Below are 17,348 nucleotides of genomic sequence, written 5' to 3'. Positions count from 1 at the left end.
CGCCACTTTACCGCTAGAGTCATTATGTCACAGTCTAACAATTATGCCCTGCCCGCCCCTTTATTAGTATTGCTTAGCCAGTATCTACAAGAGCACGTCACACCAACCATTGAGATTGACCCAAGCCAGCTTGCGTATCGCTGGGTCGGTGGACGTACTGGTCACCTACAGCCTTTGTCTGTCAATTTATTTTTGAGCTTGGATGATTTGCAAGGTATTGATGTGCAAAAAGCAAAGCTGGTACAAAACACCCGCCAGTTCCTAAAAGGCTACCCTGCCAATCACGTCCTGATGACAGGGACACGTGGTGCCGGCAAATCCTCGCTGATTCGCGCCCTACTACAAGCCTATCACAGTGAAGGGTTACGCATTATCGAGATTGCGCGTGATGATCTACAGGTGCTAGACAAGATTCGTGCCGCGATTAATGCGCTGCCAGCGGACTGCGCTTGTCGCTATATCGTCTACTGTGATGATTTGGCATTTAACGGTCAAGATGAGAGTTATCGGGCGCTAAAAAGCGTGCTTGATGGCGCGCTTGATTCTGAGCAAGACAAGCTACTGGTCTATGCCACCAGTAATCGCCGTCGCTTGCTACCACAAATGATGAAGGACAATCTTGATATTTATAATGGGCAGACGGATGAAGTCAATCCTTATGAGACCATTGACGAGACCGTGTCATTATCAGATCGATTTGGCTTGTCCTTGACCTTTCATCCTATGGATCAGCAGACTTACTTACAGATTGTGCAGCATTATTTAAATTTAGAGCAACGGAAAATTTCAGCTCGCATTGATACTGATATTGAAATGGATGTGGACGGTGAAAATCTACCTGACAAAATCAGAATGGACGCCTTGCGCTGGGCATCTGAACGCGGTGGACGCTCAGGTCGAGTCGCTTATCAATTCAGTCGTTATTGGAGTGGCAAAACACAATTGGCTATTGAAGACCGTAAATCATAGCTGCTAAGCCATATCAGCTGCTAAGCCATATCTTTGAAACTATCTCTTTACAGTCACGCCTAATTGCTGCGTGCAGAGCCTACATACTGCACGCGACTCTCCTTTTGACTGCCCGCTTGATTGTCTACCAAGTCGGTAGCCCCATTGACGCTATATTGAGCAAAATCTGCTGCCAGCCATAGATTGCCGTTATAGACACTTTGCGCATCTAAGCGGATATATGCCATGTTTGGTGTTTCACTATCTGGATTGTCAAAGCTCTGATAACGAGCGCTAAAGTGAGTCAAAATGATGTTTTTCAAGCTCATTTTTTGTGCGAAAGTACCTACTATATGCGCGCTACTATGCATGGGGTCAAAGTCAGGGTTGCGGGCTTGAATGGCCATCATGACCTCATGCGTATAAGTGGCCTCATGCACCAATAAATCAGTATCAGCAACTGCTTCACTCAAACACTCTGGTGTGTCATTATCCCCTGCCACCACTACTTTTGTCCGCTGCACATCATCATGAACATAGTCTGCTGAATGTAAGTGCTGACCATCCTCAGTGATGACATTTTCGCCTTGTTGCAGCTTGCCCCAAAGCGCGCTTGCTGGAACACCATCCGCTATAAGTTTACCTGTATTGAGCGTGCGACGATTGATCATCTGCGTGATACCAAACCCGTAAGACGGCACGCGATGCGATAATGGATAAACCTCTATCATGAGCTGATGTTGATTATCCAAGTCAATTTTTACTTTACCTTTATTAACTTCTTGCGACAACAGATTTTCTATCGACATAAAATTGAGGGTAAATGGCAGATATAATTCAGTATGTAGGATAAAGACATCAAGCAGCGCCGAGATGGCTTTTGGTGCAATGATCGTCAGTGGCTCACGGCGACCTGACATCGCGGCACTCGCCAGCAGCCCTGGCAGGCCATAACAGTGGTCGCCATGGACGTGCGTAATACAAATAGCCGTCAATTGACGTAAGGAAAGTTTGGTATGCAGTAACTGCTGCTGTGTGCCTTCGCCACAATCGATGAGTAGCCACGGGCGCGACTTTTTATTTTGACTGTTACTATGCGGCTGGTTGCCTTTTGATGAACCAGACGCATGAGGATTCAAGCACTCGATTGCCAATGCCGTTACATTACGCTGCTTGGTCGGCACGCCTGCGGAGGTGCCCAAAAAGGTTAATTTCAGCATAGGTCATGTCTTTTATTTATTAGAGGCACGGGTTAGGACCGTTGGCATATCATGGTTTTTTGACCGTCAACCATTTGCCCACCATTGGCCGTACATTCATTAACCATATTAGATTCATAAGATTTCCAGCCACCATAAAAACTAGCGGCGCACAAAATTACAACCAGTAGTTTTTGTGACCAAGATTTGATAGATACTTGCTGGTTATCAACCGGTTGCCTATTTTGCAAGTTATGATCTAGCGACTGCTTAGCATCTGTGTCTTTCTTTGTTTTTGCATGATGCGATGTATTCAAGTCTGTCATTATTTTATCCTAAAAAAGGCTTTGCTTATGAATAAACAAAACCTTTTATCTAATATCACCTCAAGTATTGAGAGGTGTTTAAGTGTTTATACAAGTATCTTTTAAAACTGCGGTGTTCCGCCCTTTGCCTCAGCACGTTTGAAAGCGGGGCGTTCTTGACAGCGTTTGAGCCAATTTAATAGATTAGCGTATTTAGATTGATCCATACCTGCACGCGCATTAGAGGCGGCTACCACAATATACATTTGAATATCAGCGGCACTGAACGTCTCCCCTGCAAACCAATGACTGTCTTGGAGATGCTGCTCCATCAGATTTAGGTTGTTGATAATATTATTGTTGATCATGCCATCTTCAACTTGTTTGCGAATACCTTTACTGATCGGTTTGATCAGCATAGGCGATCGTTCAACGACTTTACTAAATACCAGACGCATAACTAACTGTGGCATCGCCGTGGCTTCGGCAAAATGCAACCAAAAAGTATAATCTTCCCACGCCGCTTCATTATCATCAGCCGGCTTAAACTGATGCTCTTTATCATAGTGTCTGAGCAGGTATTCAATGATAAAACCGGACTCAGCCAAAGCGCGATCACCCACTTCAAGCACCGGCGTGTGTCCCAACGGATGCACTTTTTTTAAGCTCTCAGGTGCAAGATACGCCTTCGTACGCTCATAGGTTGTCAGCTCATAATCCAGCTCCAACTCTTCTAGTAGCCATAAAATACGAAACGAGCGCGAATTGTTTAAATGATGCAGAGTTAACATAAACCGTCCTAGTTATATATTGTTTTAAATCAGCCATAATCTCTTAAATATGGCGCCACGTTTTGAATTAAACATGACACCACTGTGCTCGATAATAGCGTAATTTATGCCCCTTTGACACTGCAATTTTGTAGGACAATGACCAAGATACTGCCTTGTAAGTCAGGTTTATGTAAACCTAGGAGGCACCAGTTTTAGTCACAATCACAGACAGTGCTTCAATCTTGCGCGTCATCTTATCGATCTTTTGCTGATATTTTTTGATTTGGCGAAAGCGGTGCGCCATTAGCACGCCCTTAATACGGCGATTTTTGAGACGGCGGCGTGGCGGATAACCCAAGCACACAAACAAAGTCGCCCAAGAGATCGCACCATATTCAAAGATATCATAAGCGATACCGAGACCTGAGCATATAATCGCAGCCCACTGTAGCAAGCTCATACTCTCATTATAAAAAAATCGACCAACCACGATCATGATCATCGGATATAAGAAGTAACCCAACGTCACCTCAAGACCCAAACCATTGACTGGCGCCCACATAAACATCCAAGTTTGCGCCCCCAAAATCGGAGTGGGTAGTATGAATAAAAACCACTCTTTGGCATTTTTTAAGGTTTTTAGATAATCAAAAATATGCTGCCACTGTTTTAGCACACCCACCAGCAGCACCAGACCAAAAAACATCGTGAGCACACGCCACGAAGCAACTTGCGTACCTGATAACGGTTGCAACAGCAAACCAAATAGGAATAGCAATGAGTATAAAAAATTTGCAGCCACAGCAGTGATCGCACCCTGAGAAGTTTGGTTAGTAATCAACATCACAACAGCCTTTAGAGATTGGGACACATCCTTTGCAATTTTAAAAAAAACAAAAGCCTCAGACGATAACGTCTGAGGCTTTTTTATATAGGGTGGTCGCGCAATCTAAGATAAACGCTATTAATGTATCCTGCTACATTATGGGCGGCATTATGTCAAAGTCAAAATAGATAAGCAATACCAGTGTGCATCTAGTATCTCAATGTCGTTATCAAGCAAATTTAATGCTCGTAAGTCCTTATTTTGCATCAAGTTGTTCGAGTTTTTGCTGTATCTTATCCATCTTTTTTTGATAACGACGAATCTTACGAAAGCGATGCGCTTTTAGCACACCATCGATACGCTGATTGATAAAATGACGACGCGGTGGAAAGCCTCCTACCTGCGGCTCTCTATATCCATGCAAGCGGTCATTACGCTGACGAACGAGATAGCCTATCGCACTATCGATTATCATGACCACTAGGGCAAGTGTAATCATGCCGTACATAAAGAGCGAGCCACCTTCATCAAGACTTTGACTCAGAACGGTAATAGACAACACAAATAACAGTAGCGGCTCTATGTAGCTCAGCGCCCCAAATAGCGAGACCGGCAACTTGCTACTCGCAATCATCGTTAGCGACATTGCCAGTGCACTAAAGGCACCCAGCAATGGCAGTAGGTACCAAAACTTCATATTTTGTGCCGCCACACTAAAACCACCAGTGAGATAAAGCATGATCAATACCACGGGCGTCAGCAATGTCAAATCAAACAACAAGCCAGTAATGGGCGGTACAGCAAGCGTGCGGCGCAATAGATAATACGGCGGATAGCCCAAACATACAAATAGCGTCACCCAAGACACCGAACCATATTGAACAATGTCGTAGCCAATACCGAGCGCTGCCAGTATTGCTGCCGCATACTGCAAGACACTCATATCCTCACGATAAAAAAACCGACCAAGCACAATCATCACAAGTGGCAATAAAAAATAGCCCAAGGTGACATCCAGTCCAAATCCATTCACAGGTGCCCACATAAACAACCAAATCTGGCCGCCTAAGATCGGTGCAGGCAATATAAATATCAGCCATTCTTTCAAGGTCTTAAGCGTCTTTATATAATCAAAGACATGCTGCCATTGCTTAGTCAAACTGAGCAAGATGACCAAACTTAACAACATCATCAGCACGCGCCATGAGGCTACCTGTGTCCCCGTTAAGGGCAGCATAAACAGTCCAAACAAAAACATCATCGAGAATAAAAAGCTCGACGATACCGCTGCGACAGTTCCCTGAAAAGTTTGATTGGTTGTAAGCATAACAACAGCCTTAAAAGTAAAATCCTATGTACATTATTAAGAAAAAGTGAATAAAAAATAAAAGCCTCCGACGACAACGTCAGAGGCTTTTTTCTAGGACAATGATCAGAAACTAGACTGAAAAGCTAACTACCAAGACTATTACTCGTCATCGTCTACTGCATCATTATCCAATGTGTAATCGTTGGCAATATCGATAGCGTCGTTGGCATCGCTCAAAGCAGTATTGTCAGTTGCGGTATCGATATCTATCTGCTCCTGACTTTCCACCTCAAACGTGCCATCTTCTTTCATCGCATCGATTAATTCATCATCACCCTCTTCGTGCTCAACACGCGCCATAGCGACCAATTTTTCATCTTTTGGCAGACGAATGAGCGTGACACCCTGAGTGTTACGACCAGAGCTCGCAACGTGCTCAACTGGCGTACGTACTAGCGTTCCTTTGTCAGAGATTAAAATAATATCATCGGTAGCGTCAACCTTAGTCGCTCGCACCAATGCGCCATTACGCTCACTGGTCTTAATGGCGATAACACCGCCACCGCCACGGTTTTGCGTATTAAACTCTTCGATAAGGGTACGCTTACCAAAGCCGTTTTCACAAGCAATTAGGATTTCATGTACATCATCTTCGATAACGACCAATGATTTGATAAATTCATCAGTAGCCAAACGCATACCGCGGACGCCTTTCGCTGTACGGCCCATCGCACGAGCATCATTCTCATCAAAACGAATCGCTTTACCACTTGAAGCAAATAGCATCACTTCTTGATTGCCGTTGGTAATACGAGCGCTGACCAATTTATCACCCTCTTCTAGACCAACCGCGATCAAGCCGTTCGAGCGAATATTGGCAAACTGTTCAAGCTCAACACGCTTGACTGTGCCATTGGCGGTTGCAAAGAAGACAAAGCGGCCGCTAACTTCCTCAGACATTTGCGGAATCGGCAATATCGTCGTAACGGTTTCGTCGCTATTTAAACCAATTAGATTGACCAACGGACGACCACGAGCACCGCGGCTGGCAATCGGCACTTCAAACCCACGTAAGCTAAAGACGCGGCCACTGTCTGTGAAGCACAATACCGTAGAGTGCGTTGAGGTCACGACCAGATGATCAATCACATCATCTTCTTTCATTGCCGTTGCAGACTTACCTTTGCCGCCGCGCTTTTGTGCGACGTAGTCATCAATTGGCTGAGTCTTGGCATAGCCAGTACGCGACACCGTCATCACAACGGTTTGCTCAGGAATCAGGTCTTCACGGCTGAGATCCATGCGTGAGTCGATGATGTCGGTGCGACGCTCATCACCAAAGTTATCACGAATCTCAATCATCTCATTAGAGATAATACTCATCAGCTTATCAAAATCACCAAGAATAGACTCTAAATGAGTGATTTCGCGTAGTAAGTCTTGGTATTCCTCGGTCAATTTATCTTGCTCAAGGCCCGTCAAACGATGTAATTGCATGTCTAAAATCGCATTGACCTGCTCAAGTGACAAGCGATAACGCTCTTCGCCTTCGATCAGACCAAACGGCGCTTTAGGATCTTCGCCATCGATAAACTCAGGACGTACTGACTGACTACCAGCAGCCGTGAGCATCGCAACGACACTGCCTGAACCCCATGTATTATTCAATAAGCTTTCGCGGGCGAGTCCACGGTTTGCAGAGGCTTTAATCGTCGCAATAATCTCATCGATGTTGGCTAATGCAACCGTTAAACCTTCTAGCAAATGACCACGGACGCGGGCTTTGTTCAATTCATAAATCGTACGGCGCGTCACCACTTCTTGACGATGACGGACAAATGCAGCGATAAGCTGACGCAAGGTCAATAGCTTTGGCTGACCATTGTCTAGCGCGACCATATTGATGCTAAAGCTAGACTCAAGCGGCGTCTGCAAGAACAAGTTATTGACAATAACTTCGGCAGTCTCGCCGCGACGCAAGTCAATAGCGATACGCATACCGTCTTTGTCAGACTCATCACGAATCTCACTGATGCCCTCGATTTTTTTATCACGAACAAGCTCTGCGATACGCTCAATCAATTTGGCTTTATTCGCCTGATAAGGGATTTCGGTAAATACGATGCGCTCACGATCGCGGTTGACGCCAGTATTGCTCATCGGCTCAATATGATAACGACCACGAATATGCAAACGGCCTTTACCCGTGCGGTAAGCATCTAAGATACCTGCACGGCCATAGATAATACCGCCTGTAGGGAAATCAGGACCTGAAATATGTGACATCAGCTCTTCGGCTGAAACTTGTGGGTTTTCGGCATACGCCAAACAAGCATTGATCACTTCGGTCAAGTTATGCGGTGCCATATTGGTCGCCATACCAACAGCAATACCTGTCGCGCCATTGACCAATAGGTTAGGGATACGCGCTGGCATCACGCTTGGCATGCGCTCAGAGCCGTCGTAGTTGTCTTCCCAATCGACCGTATCTTTGTCCAAATCTGCCAGCATCTGATGAGTCAGCTTGGTCATACGTACTTCGGTATAACGCATCGCTGCCGGAGGATCATCATCGATCGAACCAAAGTTACCTTGACCATCAACCATTGGGTAGCGCAAGCTAAAATCCTGCGCCATACGGACGATGGCATCATAGACAGCACTATCGCCATGTGGATGGTACTTACCGATCACATCACCAACCACACGGGCAGACTTTTTGTACGGCTTATTATAATCATTAGACAACACGTGCATGGCATACATCACACGGCGGTGTACAGGTTTGAACCCATCACGCACATCAGGCAGCGCACGCGAGACGATCACGCTCATCGCATAATCCAGATAGGATTGCTTTAGTTCATCTACGATGCCAATAGGACTGACCGATTCGCTCATATACACTCCTTCACTCACATTTTTTTCTAACGTTGACACATCGCTTATGGCACCCACAGATCATATAAAAATACTGCCACATAAATGGGCAGTCATGATCAAAATACATACCATAAAAAAACACTGCTACACATGCAAAACAATAGGAAAATAGTGATACGGTTTTTGTTAAAAACAATGTTTAATAAAAGAAGCTATTTTAGCACAAATTTGCTGATTTAGGGGGTTCTGACCACCATTAAAATCAAGCTAGGCGGTTCATTTGCAGTGATATTTTGAATTACCCATACACTCTAAAATAATTCTAATGACAGGTTTTTTTTGATTGGCTGATTTTGCCATTTTTACAGACGAACTTACAACCTGCTGAGCAAAGAGATACTCCGTCCATCTTAGCTGAACAGAGCCTACCAATTGTTCTAACATGAGCTAATGGGTTTCATAAGTATATGATGATTTAAATTAGGTCAATGAGGCTATTTTTTTAGTGACGCTGGACAAAAAAATCCTAAGCGTTACACTAACTCATCTTTTATAGAACTCGAATAACGACCTAACAGGCTACTTTTATTATGGATATCATTCTTGCGATTGTTTGGATTTTAGCAATGGTGCTATATAGCTTTTCGAGCGATTATGTTGCTAGTTTTCCTAACCATAACAATCGCGCTGTACCCTATGTCCGTTGGGGAGCACTTTTAGTCGCCATGGCTTTGTCAGCATATTTAGCAAAAGCCTATCAAGAAAACCTACAAGGCAACGGTATGTGGGTATTTGTTATCGTCGTATTTGTCATTATTGTTTTAGCCAAGATCGTCTTTAAATGGGTCATTAATAGACGTTTGAAACGCTAAGCTATACTGAATATTTTTGTTGCTCTCAACCTCTCCGCTATTGATCTGAACGCCTTATGACCACTGAACATCAAAACAACCAACTTGGCCTAAACCAAGCCACCGCACCAGAAGACACACGAGCAGATCGTAGCTTCGATACCATTGCCGATCATTTTGAAAAAAAGGTCTATGGCGGTTTAAAAGGTGAAATCCGATTGGCGGTATTACGCCGTGATATTGTTGAATATAGTACACAAATGAGTGAAGCGCTTGGACGACCGCTGCGTATCTTAGATGTGGGTGCAGGGCTTGCACAAATTGCCATAGAGCTTGCTACTCAAGGTCATAGCGTCGTCATCAACGATATCTCAGCAAATATGCTTGAGAAGGCAAAAGCAAACGCTGAACAAATCGATCAAGCGCTGGATATCACATGGTACGTCTGTCCATACCAAACACTTGAAGAAACGCTAGGTAAAGAAGAAAACGATAAGTTTGATTTGATCCTATCGCACGCGCTACTTGAATGGTTGGCAGAGCCTGCTGCCGTCATGGACTTCTTTGATCAATATCTAACCGATGATGGCGCGCTATCTTTGTGCTTTTATAACCCTGCAAGCTTTGATTATCGCAACCTCATCATGGGAAATTTTAATTTACTCGATAATACGGACTATAAGGCGGACAATAAGAAAAGCCTCACACCCAATCATCCCGTTGCTAAAGAAGAAGTGGAGTCTTGGTTGAAGGCGCATGACTATCAGACGGTACGTAGCAGTGGTCTACGGGTATTTCATGACTATGCACCGCTCAAGCGTGGCGGGCATAACGATCCAGAGGCGGTGATAAGGATGGAGCTGCGCTACTCACAATTAGAGCCATACAAATGGCTTGGACGGTATTTGCATATTCTGGCTAAACGGTAAACTTAGACAACCGCTCAAAAGCTGTGAAGGCTGCTAAACGTCTTCATCAACTCTCGATGATCTGTCATATTCTGACCAAGTGGTGGCATTGACCTCTTTTTCGTCAAACACGACCACATGCTCCAATAACGGCAAGATACCAATATGTGAACCAATTTCATGATTATGATGGCTAGCAACCAGTGATAATATGGACTGTCCGTCATCTAACTGTAGACGGTACAAATAGTTGGCACCGCGGAACACTCGCCCAATCACCAAGGCTGTCTGCGTACTATCATCATCATGAATGATGTCATCAGGGCGCACGAGTACCTTGATTGGGGTACCATTTGGATAATCATATTCGCAGTACTGTGGTTGTCCTGATTGATCATAGACTTCCATGCGGCGATAGATATTGCCAAGCGCCGTCTCTACACGACCTTCTTTGATGATACCGTCTATCATCGCGCCTTCGCCGACGAACTCAGCGACAAAAGGACTGACAGGCTCATGATACAGCTCGCTTGGTGTTGCCCATTGTACCAATCTGCCCTTATCCATTACCCCGACTTTATCTGCTAACGCAAACGCTTCGTTTTGGTCATGAGTGACCAAGATTGCCGTAGTATTGGTACGTTTGAGAATGTCACGGACATTCATTGCCAAGGATTCACGTAATACCACGTCCAGATTAGAAAATGGCTCATCAAGTAGTAGTAATTTAGGCTTCGGTGCAAGCGCCCTTGCAAGTGCCACACGCTGCTGCTGACCACCGGACAGCTCATTTGGACGTTTATCCGCATGCTCCGTCAGTTCGACCAGGCTTAGCATCTCAGCCACACGAGCTTTTTTGTCAGCCGCTGACCATTTATTGAGGCCAAAGGCAATGTTTTTTGCCACGCTCAAATGACCAAAAAGCGCATAATCTTGAAACACCATCCCCATGCCGCGCTTGGCTGGTGCCACGGCAAAAGAGTCCCGAGCTGTTTTTTCCGTTAGACGTTGATTGTTTAAATGGATAGTACCGCCGCGGCTTTGCTCCAGTCCTGCAATCGCTCGCAATGCCGTGGTCTTGCCGCAGCCACTATAGCCCAAGAAGCAACCAATCTCTCCTTGCTCAAGCATCAACGACATGCCATTAACTACAATAGTATCGTCATAGCCGACAATTAGGTTTTGTACACTAAAATATGGATTGGTCGCGATAGTGCTCTCAGTATCTTGGCGCGCAGTATCGGCTTGTTCTACAGGCTTGCTACATTGAGACTGGGTTGTCCGAGTTTGCACGACTGGTGATTTTTTGACAGGAGTACTACGTGCTCCAGTCTTTACTGACTGAGCGTCTGACGAGTCGTTCATTGAATCAGTGTACATAGACAATCCCAGTTCGCTATTAGTAAATACAATGTTGGATAAAGCAGTAAAAATGATAATATAAGTTGGATCAAGCACCATTAAACATGACACATTTATAAGCAGCAATGGCGGTTAGCTGTGTTTGTCACTTTGACGCAATAGTATCCAAACAGGAAGCAATCCGACCAGTACAATCAATAAACTTGGTAATGCTGCCCGCCCCCACATGCCTTCGCTTGTCATCTCAAACACGCGCACCGCCAGTGTATCCCAGCCCTGCCTGCGTGTCATCAATGTGATCGGCATCTCTTTCATCACTTCGACAAATCCCATTAACAATGCCGTTAGTACCCCAGGGCTAAGCACAGGTAGCATCACATGACGCCAACGCTGGTACGCACTGTCACTAAGCAGTTTCGCTGCGGCCTCTTGATTGACGGTCAATCGTTGTAACTGCCGATCCACTGGCTGAAAACTCACCGTCATAAAACGCGTCGACAATGCCAATAGCATAACGATCACACTGCCTGAGAGCACCTGCTGCGAGGTGATACCAAAAGCAATCATTTGATTGTCTAGCCACGCAATAGGAATAAAAATACCCACTGCCAATACTGTACCTGGCACGACGTAGCCTAAATTAGCGAGCGTGGTCATCAGTTTAGTCGATTTATCAGGATATTGCCGCTTGATCCACGCAATAATCACTGCCAAAAAGGCAATAAAAACTGTGGTCATACTAGCAATCATGAGGCTGTTAGTCACAAAATCAATATAGCGCGCATCAAAATCTTGGCGAAAATTCAGTGCAGTCCAATAAATCAGCTGCAAGAACGGTATTAGAAAAGCCAGCAAAAATACAAACGTACATAGCAAGCTCATCCCTATTTTGGCAGGAGTACTGGCGTCGAAACGCTGGTTGCTGCCTTGCGTAATCGAGTTGCCGCGCTTGGCCTGCCAATACTGCTCAAACAGTACTACGATAAAGATCATACCGATGAGCAAGGCTGCTAACTGAGCCGCTGTGGTCAAACTAAAAAAGCCAAACCACGCCTTATAAATAGCGGTGGTAAACGTATCGACATTGAATACCGAAACCGCGCCAAAATCTGCCAATGTCTCCATACTTGCCAGCAATAAGCCACCGATAATCCAAGGCAGTGCTTGCGGTAATGCCAACCGAAAAAACACGCGGCTACGGCTCAAACCTAGCATCTGCCCTGCTTCAATAGCCCGTCGACCTTGTGACAAAAACGCCTGACGCGCCAGCAAATACACATAGGGATAAAATGCCAACGATAAAATTAAGCCAGCGCCCCATACATTGCGTATTGAGGGAATCGCTGTCGTGATACCAAAATCGCGCAGTCCTGTCTGTAACGGCCCACTAAAATCCACAATACCAATGGTGACAAACGCCAATACGTAAGCCGGTATGGCAAGCGGCAACATGAGCGCCCACGAAAAAAACCGCTGACCAGGGAAGCGGTACATGCTGGTTACCCAAGCGAGAACGGTACCGATAGTGCCCGATATAACCGTCACCATAAACAGTAGAATCGCCGTATTTTTGAGCACTTGCGGCAGGACATACTCTGCCATATGCGTCCAAATGTCTGCGACTGGTTGCGTCCACGACAACAACACGATCAAAATCGGCACCAGCATAAACAACGAAATCAGCCCTAAGACTGATTTCGAGATAATACGTTTACGAAGGGCATGGTCTTGACTGACCGTCTGATTGTCATCAGCTCTGCTACTGATTGGATCTTGCTCGCTAACAGACGCATCTGGCGTTGTGATCATAGTATCATTACCGTGTCATACTCACTCATCGAGACTTTTTAAGCGCCTACCAAACTCAAAACGTTCATTGTTTCATGACTAAACATTTCATCATCAGATTTTAGCAAATTGTCTTTAAAAAAGATGATGTTGAGCTTGGTATCACGATGACTGGCAGTCTTTTATTTATAACCCGCTTTGTCCATCATTTGAATGGCTTGAGTTTGTAGCTCACCAAATTTCTGTACGTTGATATCGTCTTTTTTGAACTCGCCCCAAGATCTGAGCATTTCTGACTCATCCACCCCTTCTTTGACTGGGAATTCTTTGTCTGAGCTGGCGTAAAGGCCTTGCGCCTCATCAGATGACAACCACTCAATCAGTTTAAGCGTACCGTCTGGATTATCTGACCCTGTAACCACGCCCGCGCCTGAAACGTTTACATGTGTACCAGTGGTGCCTTGGTTTGCCCAGAATATTTTCACAGGGAAGTTTGGTTTTTCGTCTAATAGGCGGCCATAGTAGTAACTGTTGGCGATACCAACTTCACACTGACCAGCAGCAATCGCCTCTAGCATGGCGGTATCATCACTGAACACGTCAGTGGCAAGATTATCAACCCAACCACGGATGACAGCTTCTGTTTTTTCTTCACCCAAATGCTCTATCATGCTGGCCACAAGTGACTGGTTGTATACCTTTTTAGAAGTACGCAAGCATAGTTTGCCTTTCCATTTTGGATCCGCCAAATCTGCATAAGTCGATAATTGATCGGCGCTAACTTTGCTTGGGTCATAAAAAATCGTACGCGCGCGCAGTGATAGACCTGTCCACTGACCTTTTGGATCGCGATACTTTGCAGGGACATTGGCCTCTAGCACAGACGACGCTACTGGCTGTAGCAACCCTTGCTGAGCCGCTTGCCATAAGTTACCCGCGTCCACCGTCAGTAGCATGTCAGCTGGAGTGTTTTGACCTTCCGCTTGCAAGCGCGCCATCAGTGGGCCAGTTTTGTCTGTGACAAGTTCAATCTTGACACCAGTCTGTTCAGTATAGCGATCTAGCAATGGTTTAATCAGCTGCTCATTACGTGAAGAATAAATAGTAATTGTTTGACCATCTGCACTGGTCGCACCGTCATCATTAGCTGCTTGCTGTTCAGTTTCAGTACCAGCCTCTGTTGTCTCTGTCTCCACGCTGTCTTCGGTTGTAGAAGAATTGCTACAGCCAACCATTCCCAACATCAGGCCAAATATGGCAGCAGACAATACAGGCTTGGTGGTGAATAGATTAGTGCGGATGGTGTTCAGTGGCATGGTTTTCCCCATAGTAATGCGATAAAAAAGAGACGGCAAATAGTGAGATAAAATGGTCAAAGCCCCTATTTGTTGGGATTCGTTGGACCATAATCATGGAAACAACATACTAATAGAAATGAGATTAACTATCAATACATTTATCTAACCCAAGATGCTGAAATTATTTGGCTTATTAGGGCGTGTTGAACATTCGACCATGGCACTGACAGCAACTATTTTTTAGGCGATTCGATGTTAAAAATAATAAGCTTAGTCACTCTAAGCGCTTATTTTTAACGATGAAGCGGCAAAAAAGAATCCTGTCCCCTGCTTTTATCGTTGGGGCTGATGCTAAAATTGCCCCATACTGCGTTACAAATCTCGCTAAGGCATCTGCATTATCGTCGCTTTGTGCCTTATCTGGAACAATTTTAGCGATCAGCAGTGCCTATTTGCGAATGTTCAACACGCCCTAGTCATTTTCTAAAGCTAAGTTGTACCCAAAACGGCTCTTGTGTTTTTGTACTCCTGCACTCTTGGGAATGGCAAATATATTAACGAATACCACACCAATTTAGAGCAGCCATTGCCCTAACATAACATTGACCGCCGCTTCTGTACGCAATATACGCGGCCCTATATGTACTGGCGTGCACCCGTGTGCGGCGAGTAGCGCTATCTCATAATCGATCCAACCGCCTTCAGCACCGATGCAGACCAAACTGGGCAATTCTAATGTTGTATCTAATTGTCGAAATTCAGAAAATGACTGCTCAGCATAAGGGTGTGCAACGATGGCTTGATTACTCACCAAACTGGTAAGCGTATCCTCGACAAATGGCTTAAAACGTTTTTGTAGCGTAATACGAGGTGCAATCGTATCAACCCCTTGTTGCAAGCCTTCTAATACAAACTCATCAAGACGCTCAAGCAGCGGACTTTGCCAATAGCTTTTTTGCGTGCGATAGCTGTTAACAAGCACAATATCGCATACGCCAAGCGCCGTCATATCCATGATCAAACGCCGCAATACTTTGGGACGAGGTAAGGCTAAAACCACTGTCAGGTCCAGTTTGGCTGGCGGGGTAATACCGAGCTGAACATCGTATAACTGAATACTATCAGCAGCAATGTCCTCAATGACAGCCGTACCAAGATTGCCATCTAGCTGCCCAATTTTGAGCGTGTCACCGACTTTTGCGCCCAGTATGTTATTGACATGATCGACTTGCACCACATCATTGATTTGCGCTTTACTTGTGGAGAAATTTTCAACGGGCAGTAATATACAATTCATAATATCTCTTGGTCTAACTTTTTAGGATAATACCGTTCAATAACATCCTCAATCATAGCCAGTTGACGAGTCAACACTGCTTGCTGTTGTACGGTTATTGTCTCACCCGCCTGTCCTGCCTGCGTCGCTAATGGTAAATCACTTAACCACACCTCTAGCTGCTGATAAATAAGTGCGATGTCATCAGCGCTATCAGTACCGTACTGATGATTTACTGTACTTTTAGCGCACTCATTTGAGCCATCTATCGTCATTGGACGATAAAACTCATTGTTTGGTTGATATAAAGCGCCCACCTCGGCCAGTTTATCGACCACACTTTGGCACGATTGGGTGTAACGACCCATGATAATAGGCGTTGCCACGCTCGCAGGTTCAACGGGATTGTGTCCGCCTATGTCTACTAGCGACCCTCCAACCAATGCGACATTTGCCAGTGTATACCAAGTCATCATCTCACCCATGCTGTCCGCCAGATAGACTTGCGTGTCTCCATTGATGGCCTCATCAAGACTGCGCCGTGCCATTGTTAGACCAGTCTTTTCGATCAATGCTGCAACTTCATCAAAACGCTCAGGATGCCTAGGCACGATGATCAGCAACGTATTGGCTAGTGCTGTCTGCGACAATAGCTGCTGATGTAGCGATAGCGCCGTCTCTTCTTCGCCGTTATGAGTGCTTGCTGCCACCCAAACTGGTCGGTCTGCTATCGCAAACGCTTTTGCCAGCGCATTTTTTTTAGCGAGCGCATTTTTTTTAGAGGGTATCTGCGCACTTGCATCTTTTGCATCAACAGCTAAATTATCGGAATCGATAGCTTCCACATCAATTTTAGGCGTATTGATGACCCACTTTAGCGACCCTGCTACGCGGATCTGTGCGCTATCCGCCCCTAATTGACGAAAGCGTTTGGCAGAATCGCTGTCTTGCGCAATGATGAGCGCAAGGTTTTTCATCATGCTGCTGCTCACCGCACCGATTTTTTGATAACTTTTAAAAGAAGACGCCGAGAGACGACCATTGACTAAGATACTTGGTATCTGATGCTCAGCAAGCTTGGTCAAGATATTCGCCCATAGTTCAGTTTCGACAAACAGTGCGGCGATAGGCTGTACATGCGTCAAAAATGTCTCAATCACGTCAGGAGTATCAACGGGGACATAACTGTGGCTCATGCGGTTTTGAGCGATTGCATCTGCAAACCGACTGGCACCGCGAGCAAAACCTGTCTGCGTGGTGTTGGTCAACCATATCTGATAGCCACTAGCCAGTAATGCGTCTAATAAAGGTGCAACCGTATTGGTTTCACCCAACGATACCGCATGACACCAAATCACACCTTTATTACTGTGACCAGTAATCGCTGGACGCGGTGGATATTTTTTGCCAAAACGCTGCGCCACTTCTTGCTGATAATTGTCACGTTTGTGAGAGCGCCGCCATACTTGCAGGCGATATAATGGTTTTAGCACACCGATCAGAAATTGATAATAAAATGGTGTCTGATACACCGCACGATCAGTCAATGAATTATGACCTGACAACCTAGTGTCAGTCGAATGGGAAGAGGTGTCAGATGGAGTATGAGATGATGGCATGGA

14 protein-coding genes are annotated in these 17,348 nt (G+C 45.3%); 3 read left to right on the top strand and 11 right to left on the bottom strand.

Annotated features, from left to right (window positions below):
* The first annotated feature begins 24 nt into the window (after positions 1 to 24).
* Positions 25 to 969, top strand: coding sequence for an ATP-binding protein (locus AOT82_RS12840; protein WP_071003442.1), 945 nt, complete (start codon positions 25 to 27; stop codon positions 967 to 969).
* A gap of 59 nt (positions 970 to 1,028) precedes the next feature.
* Here the strand turns inward: AOT82_RS12840 and AOT82_RS12835 are convergent, their stop codons facing one another.
* The 6 genes from AOT82_RS12835 to gyrA form a co-directional block, all read right to left on the bottom strand.
* Positions 1,029 to 2,168, bottom strand: coding sequence for a ribonuclease Z (locus AOT82_RS12835; protein WP_071003441.1), 1,140 nt, complete (start codon positions 2,166 to 2,168; stop codon positions 1,029 to 1,031).
* A gap of 32 nt (positions 2,169 to 2,200) precedes the next feature.
* Positions 2,201 to 2,473, bottom strand: a complete 273-nt coding sequence (locus tag AOT82_RS12830) for a hypothetical protein (protein WP_071003439.1) — start codon at positions 2,471 to 2,473, stop codon at positions 2,201 to 2,203.
* Positions 2,474 to 2,574: 101 nt separating this feature from the next.
* Positions 2,575 to 3,243 carry a glutathione S-transferase gene (locus tag AOT82_RS12825; RefSeq protein WP_071003437.1) on the bottom strand — a complete coding sequence of 223 codons (669 nt, stop codon included), beginning with the start codon at positions 3,241 to 3,243 and terminating at the stop codon, positions 2,575 to 2,577.
* Positions 3,244 to 3,421: 178 nt separating this feature from the next.
* Positions 3,422 to 4,069 carry a hypothetical protein gene (locus AOT82_RS12820; RefSeq protein ID WP_227517157.1) on the bottom strand — a complete coding sequence of 216 codons (648 nt, stop codon included), beginning with the start codon at positions 4,067 to 4,069 and terminating at the stop codon, positions 3,422 to 3,424.
* Between the two features lie 238 nt (positions 4,070 to 4,307).
* On the bottom strand, positions 4,308 to 5,378 hold the full coding sequence (gene rarD / locus AOT82_RS12815; RefSeq protein ID WP_071003433.1) for an EamA family transporter RarD: 1,071 nt from the start codon (positions 5,376 to 5,378) through the stop codon (positions 4,308 to 4,310).
* Between the two features lie 141 nt (positions 5,379 to 5,519).
* Positions 5,520 to 8,261 carry a DNA gyrase subunit A gene (gene gyrA, locus AOT82_RS12810; RefSeq protein ID WP_071003431.1) on the bottom strand — a complete coding sequence of 914 codons (2,742 nt, stop codon included), beginning with the start codon at positions 8,259 to 8,261 and terminating at the stop codon, positions 5,520 to 5,522.
* 572 nt (positions 8,262 to 8,833) lie between these two features.
* Between gyrA and AOT82_RS12805 the strand changes: the two genes are divergently transcribed.
* A complete protein-coding gene (locus tag AOT82_RS12805) occupies positions 8,834 to 9,115 on the top strand; it encodes a hypothetical protein (RefSeq protein ID WP_058025545.1) in 282 nt (93 codons plus the stop codon).
* 56 nt (positions 9,116 to 9,171) lie between these two features.
* On the top strand, positions 9,172 to 10,023 hold the full coding sequence (locus AOT82_RS12800; protein ID WP_071003429.1) for a methyltransferase domain-containing protein: 852 nt from the start codon (positions 9,172 to 9,174) through the stop codon (positions 10,021 to 10,023).
* Positions 10,024 to 10,056: 33 nt separating this feature from the next.
* Here AOT82_RS12800 and AOT82_RS12795 read toward each other — a convergent pair whose 3' ends face one another.
* The 5 genes from AOT82_RS12795 to AOT82_RS12775 form a co-directional block, all read right to left on the bottom strand.
* A complete protein-coding gene (locus tag AOT82_RS12795; protein ID WP_071003793.1) occupies positions 10,057 to 11,382 on the bottom strand; it encodes an ABC transporter ATP-binding protein in 1,326 nt (441 codons plus the stop codon).
* 114 nt (positions 11,383 to 11,496) lie between these two features.
* Positions 11,497 to 13,173, bottom strand: coding sequence for an ABC transporter permease (locus AOT82_RS12790; RefSeq protein WP_071003427.1), 1,677 nt, complete (start codon positions 13,171 to 13,173; stop codon positions 11,497 to 11,499).
* 161 nt (positions 13,174 to 13,334) lie between these two features.
* Complete coding sequence (locus AOT82_RS12785) at positions 13,335 to 14,468, bottom strand: extracellular solute-binding protein (RefSeq protein WP_071003425.1); 1,134 nt, start codon at positions 14,466 to 14,468, stop codon at positions 13,335 to 13,337.
* A gap of 556 nt (positions 14,469 to 15,024) precedes the next feature.
* The gene (locus tag AOT82_RS12780) at positions 15,025 to 15,747 is read right to left on the bottom strand and encodes a 16S rRNA (uracil(1498)-N(3))-methyltransferase (RefSeq protein ID WP_071003423.1); all 723 of its coding nucleotides are present in this window, start codon (positions 15,745 to 15,747) and stop codon (positions 15,025 to 15,027) included.
* Positions 15,744 to 17,345 (bottom strand): 3-deoxy-D-manno-octulosonic acid transferase, encoded by a 1,602-nt coding sequence (locus AOT82_RS12775; protein WP_071003421.1) that lies wholly within the window; start codon positions 17,343 to 17,345, stop codon positions 15,744 to 15,746. Before AOT82_RS12775 ends, AOT82_RS12780 begins: the two co-directional genes overlap by 4 nt.
* Positions 17,346 to 17,348 lie beyond the last annotated feature (3 nt).

Source organism: Psychrobacter sp. AntiMn-1 (assembly GCF_001854065.1).
Lineage (GTDB): Bacteria > Pseudomonadota > Gammaproteobacteria > Pseudomonadales > Moraxellaceae > Psychrobacter > Psychrobacter pacificensis.
This window is presented reverse-complemented; position numbering and strand designations above follow the sequence as displayed.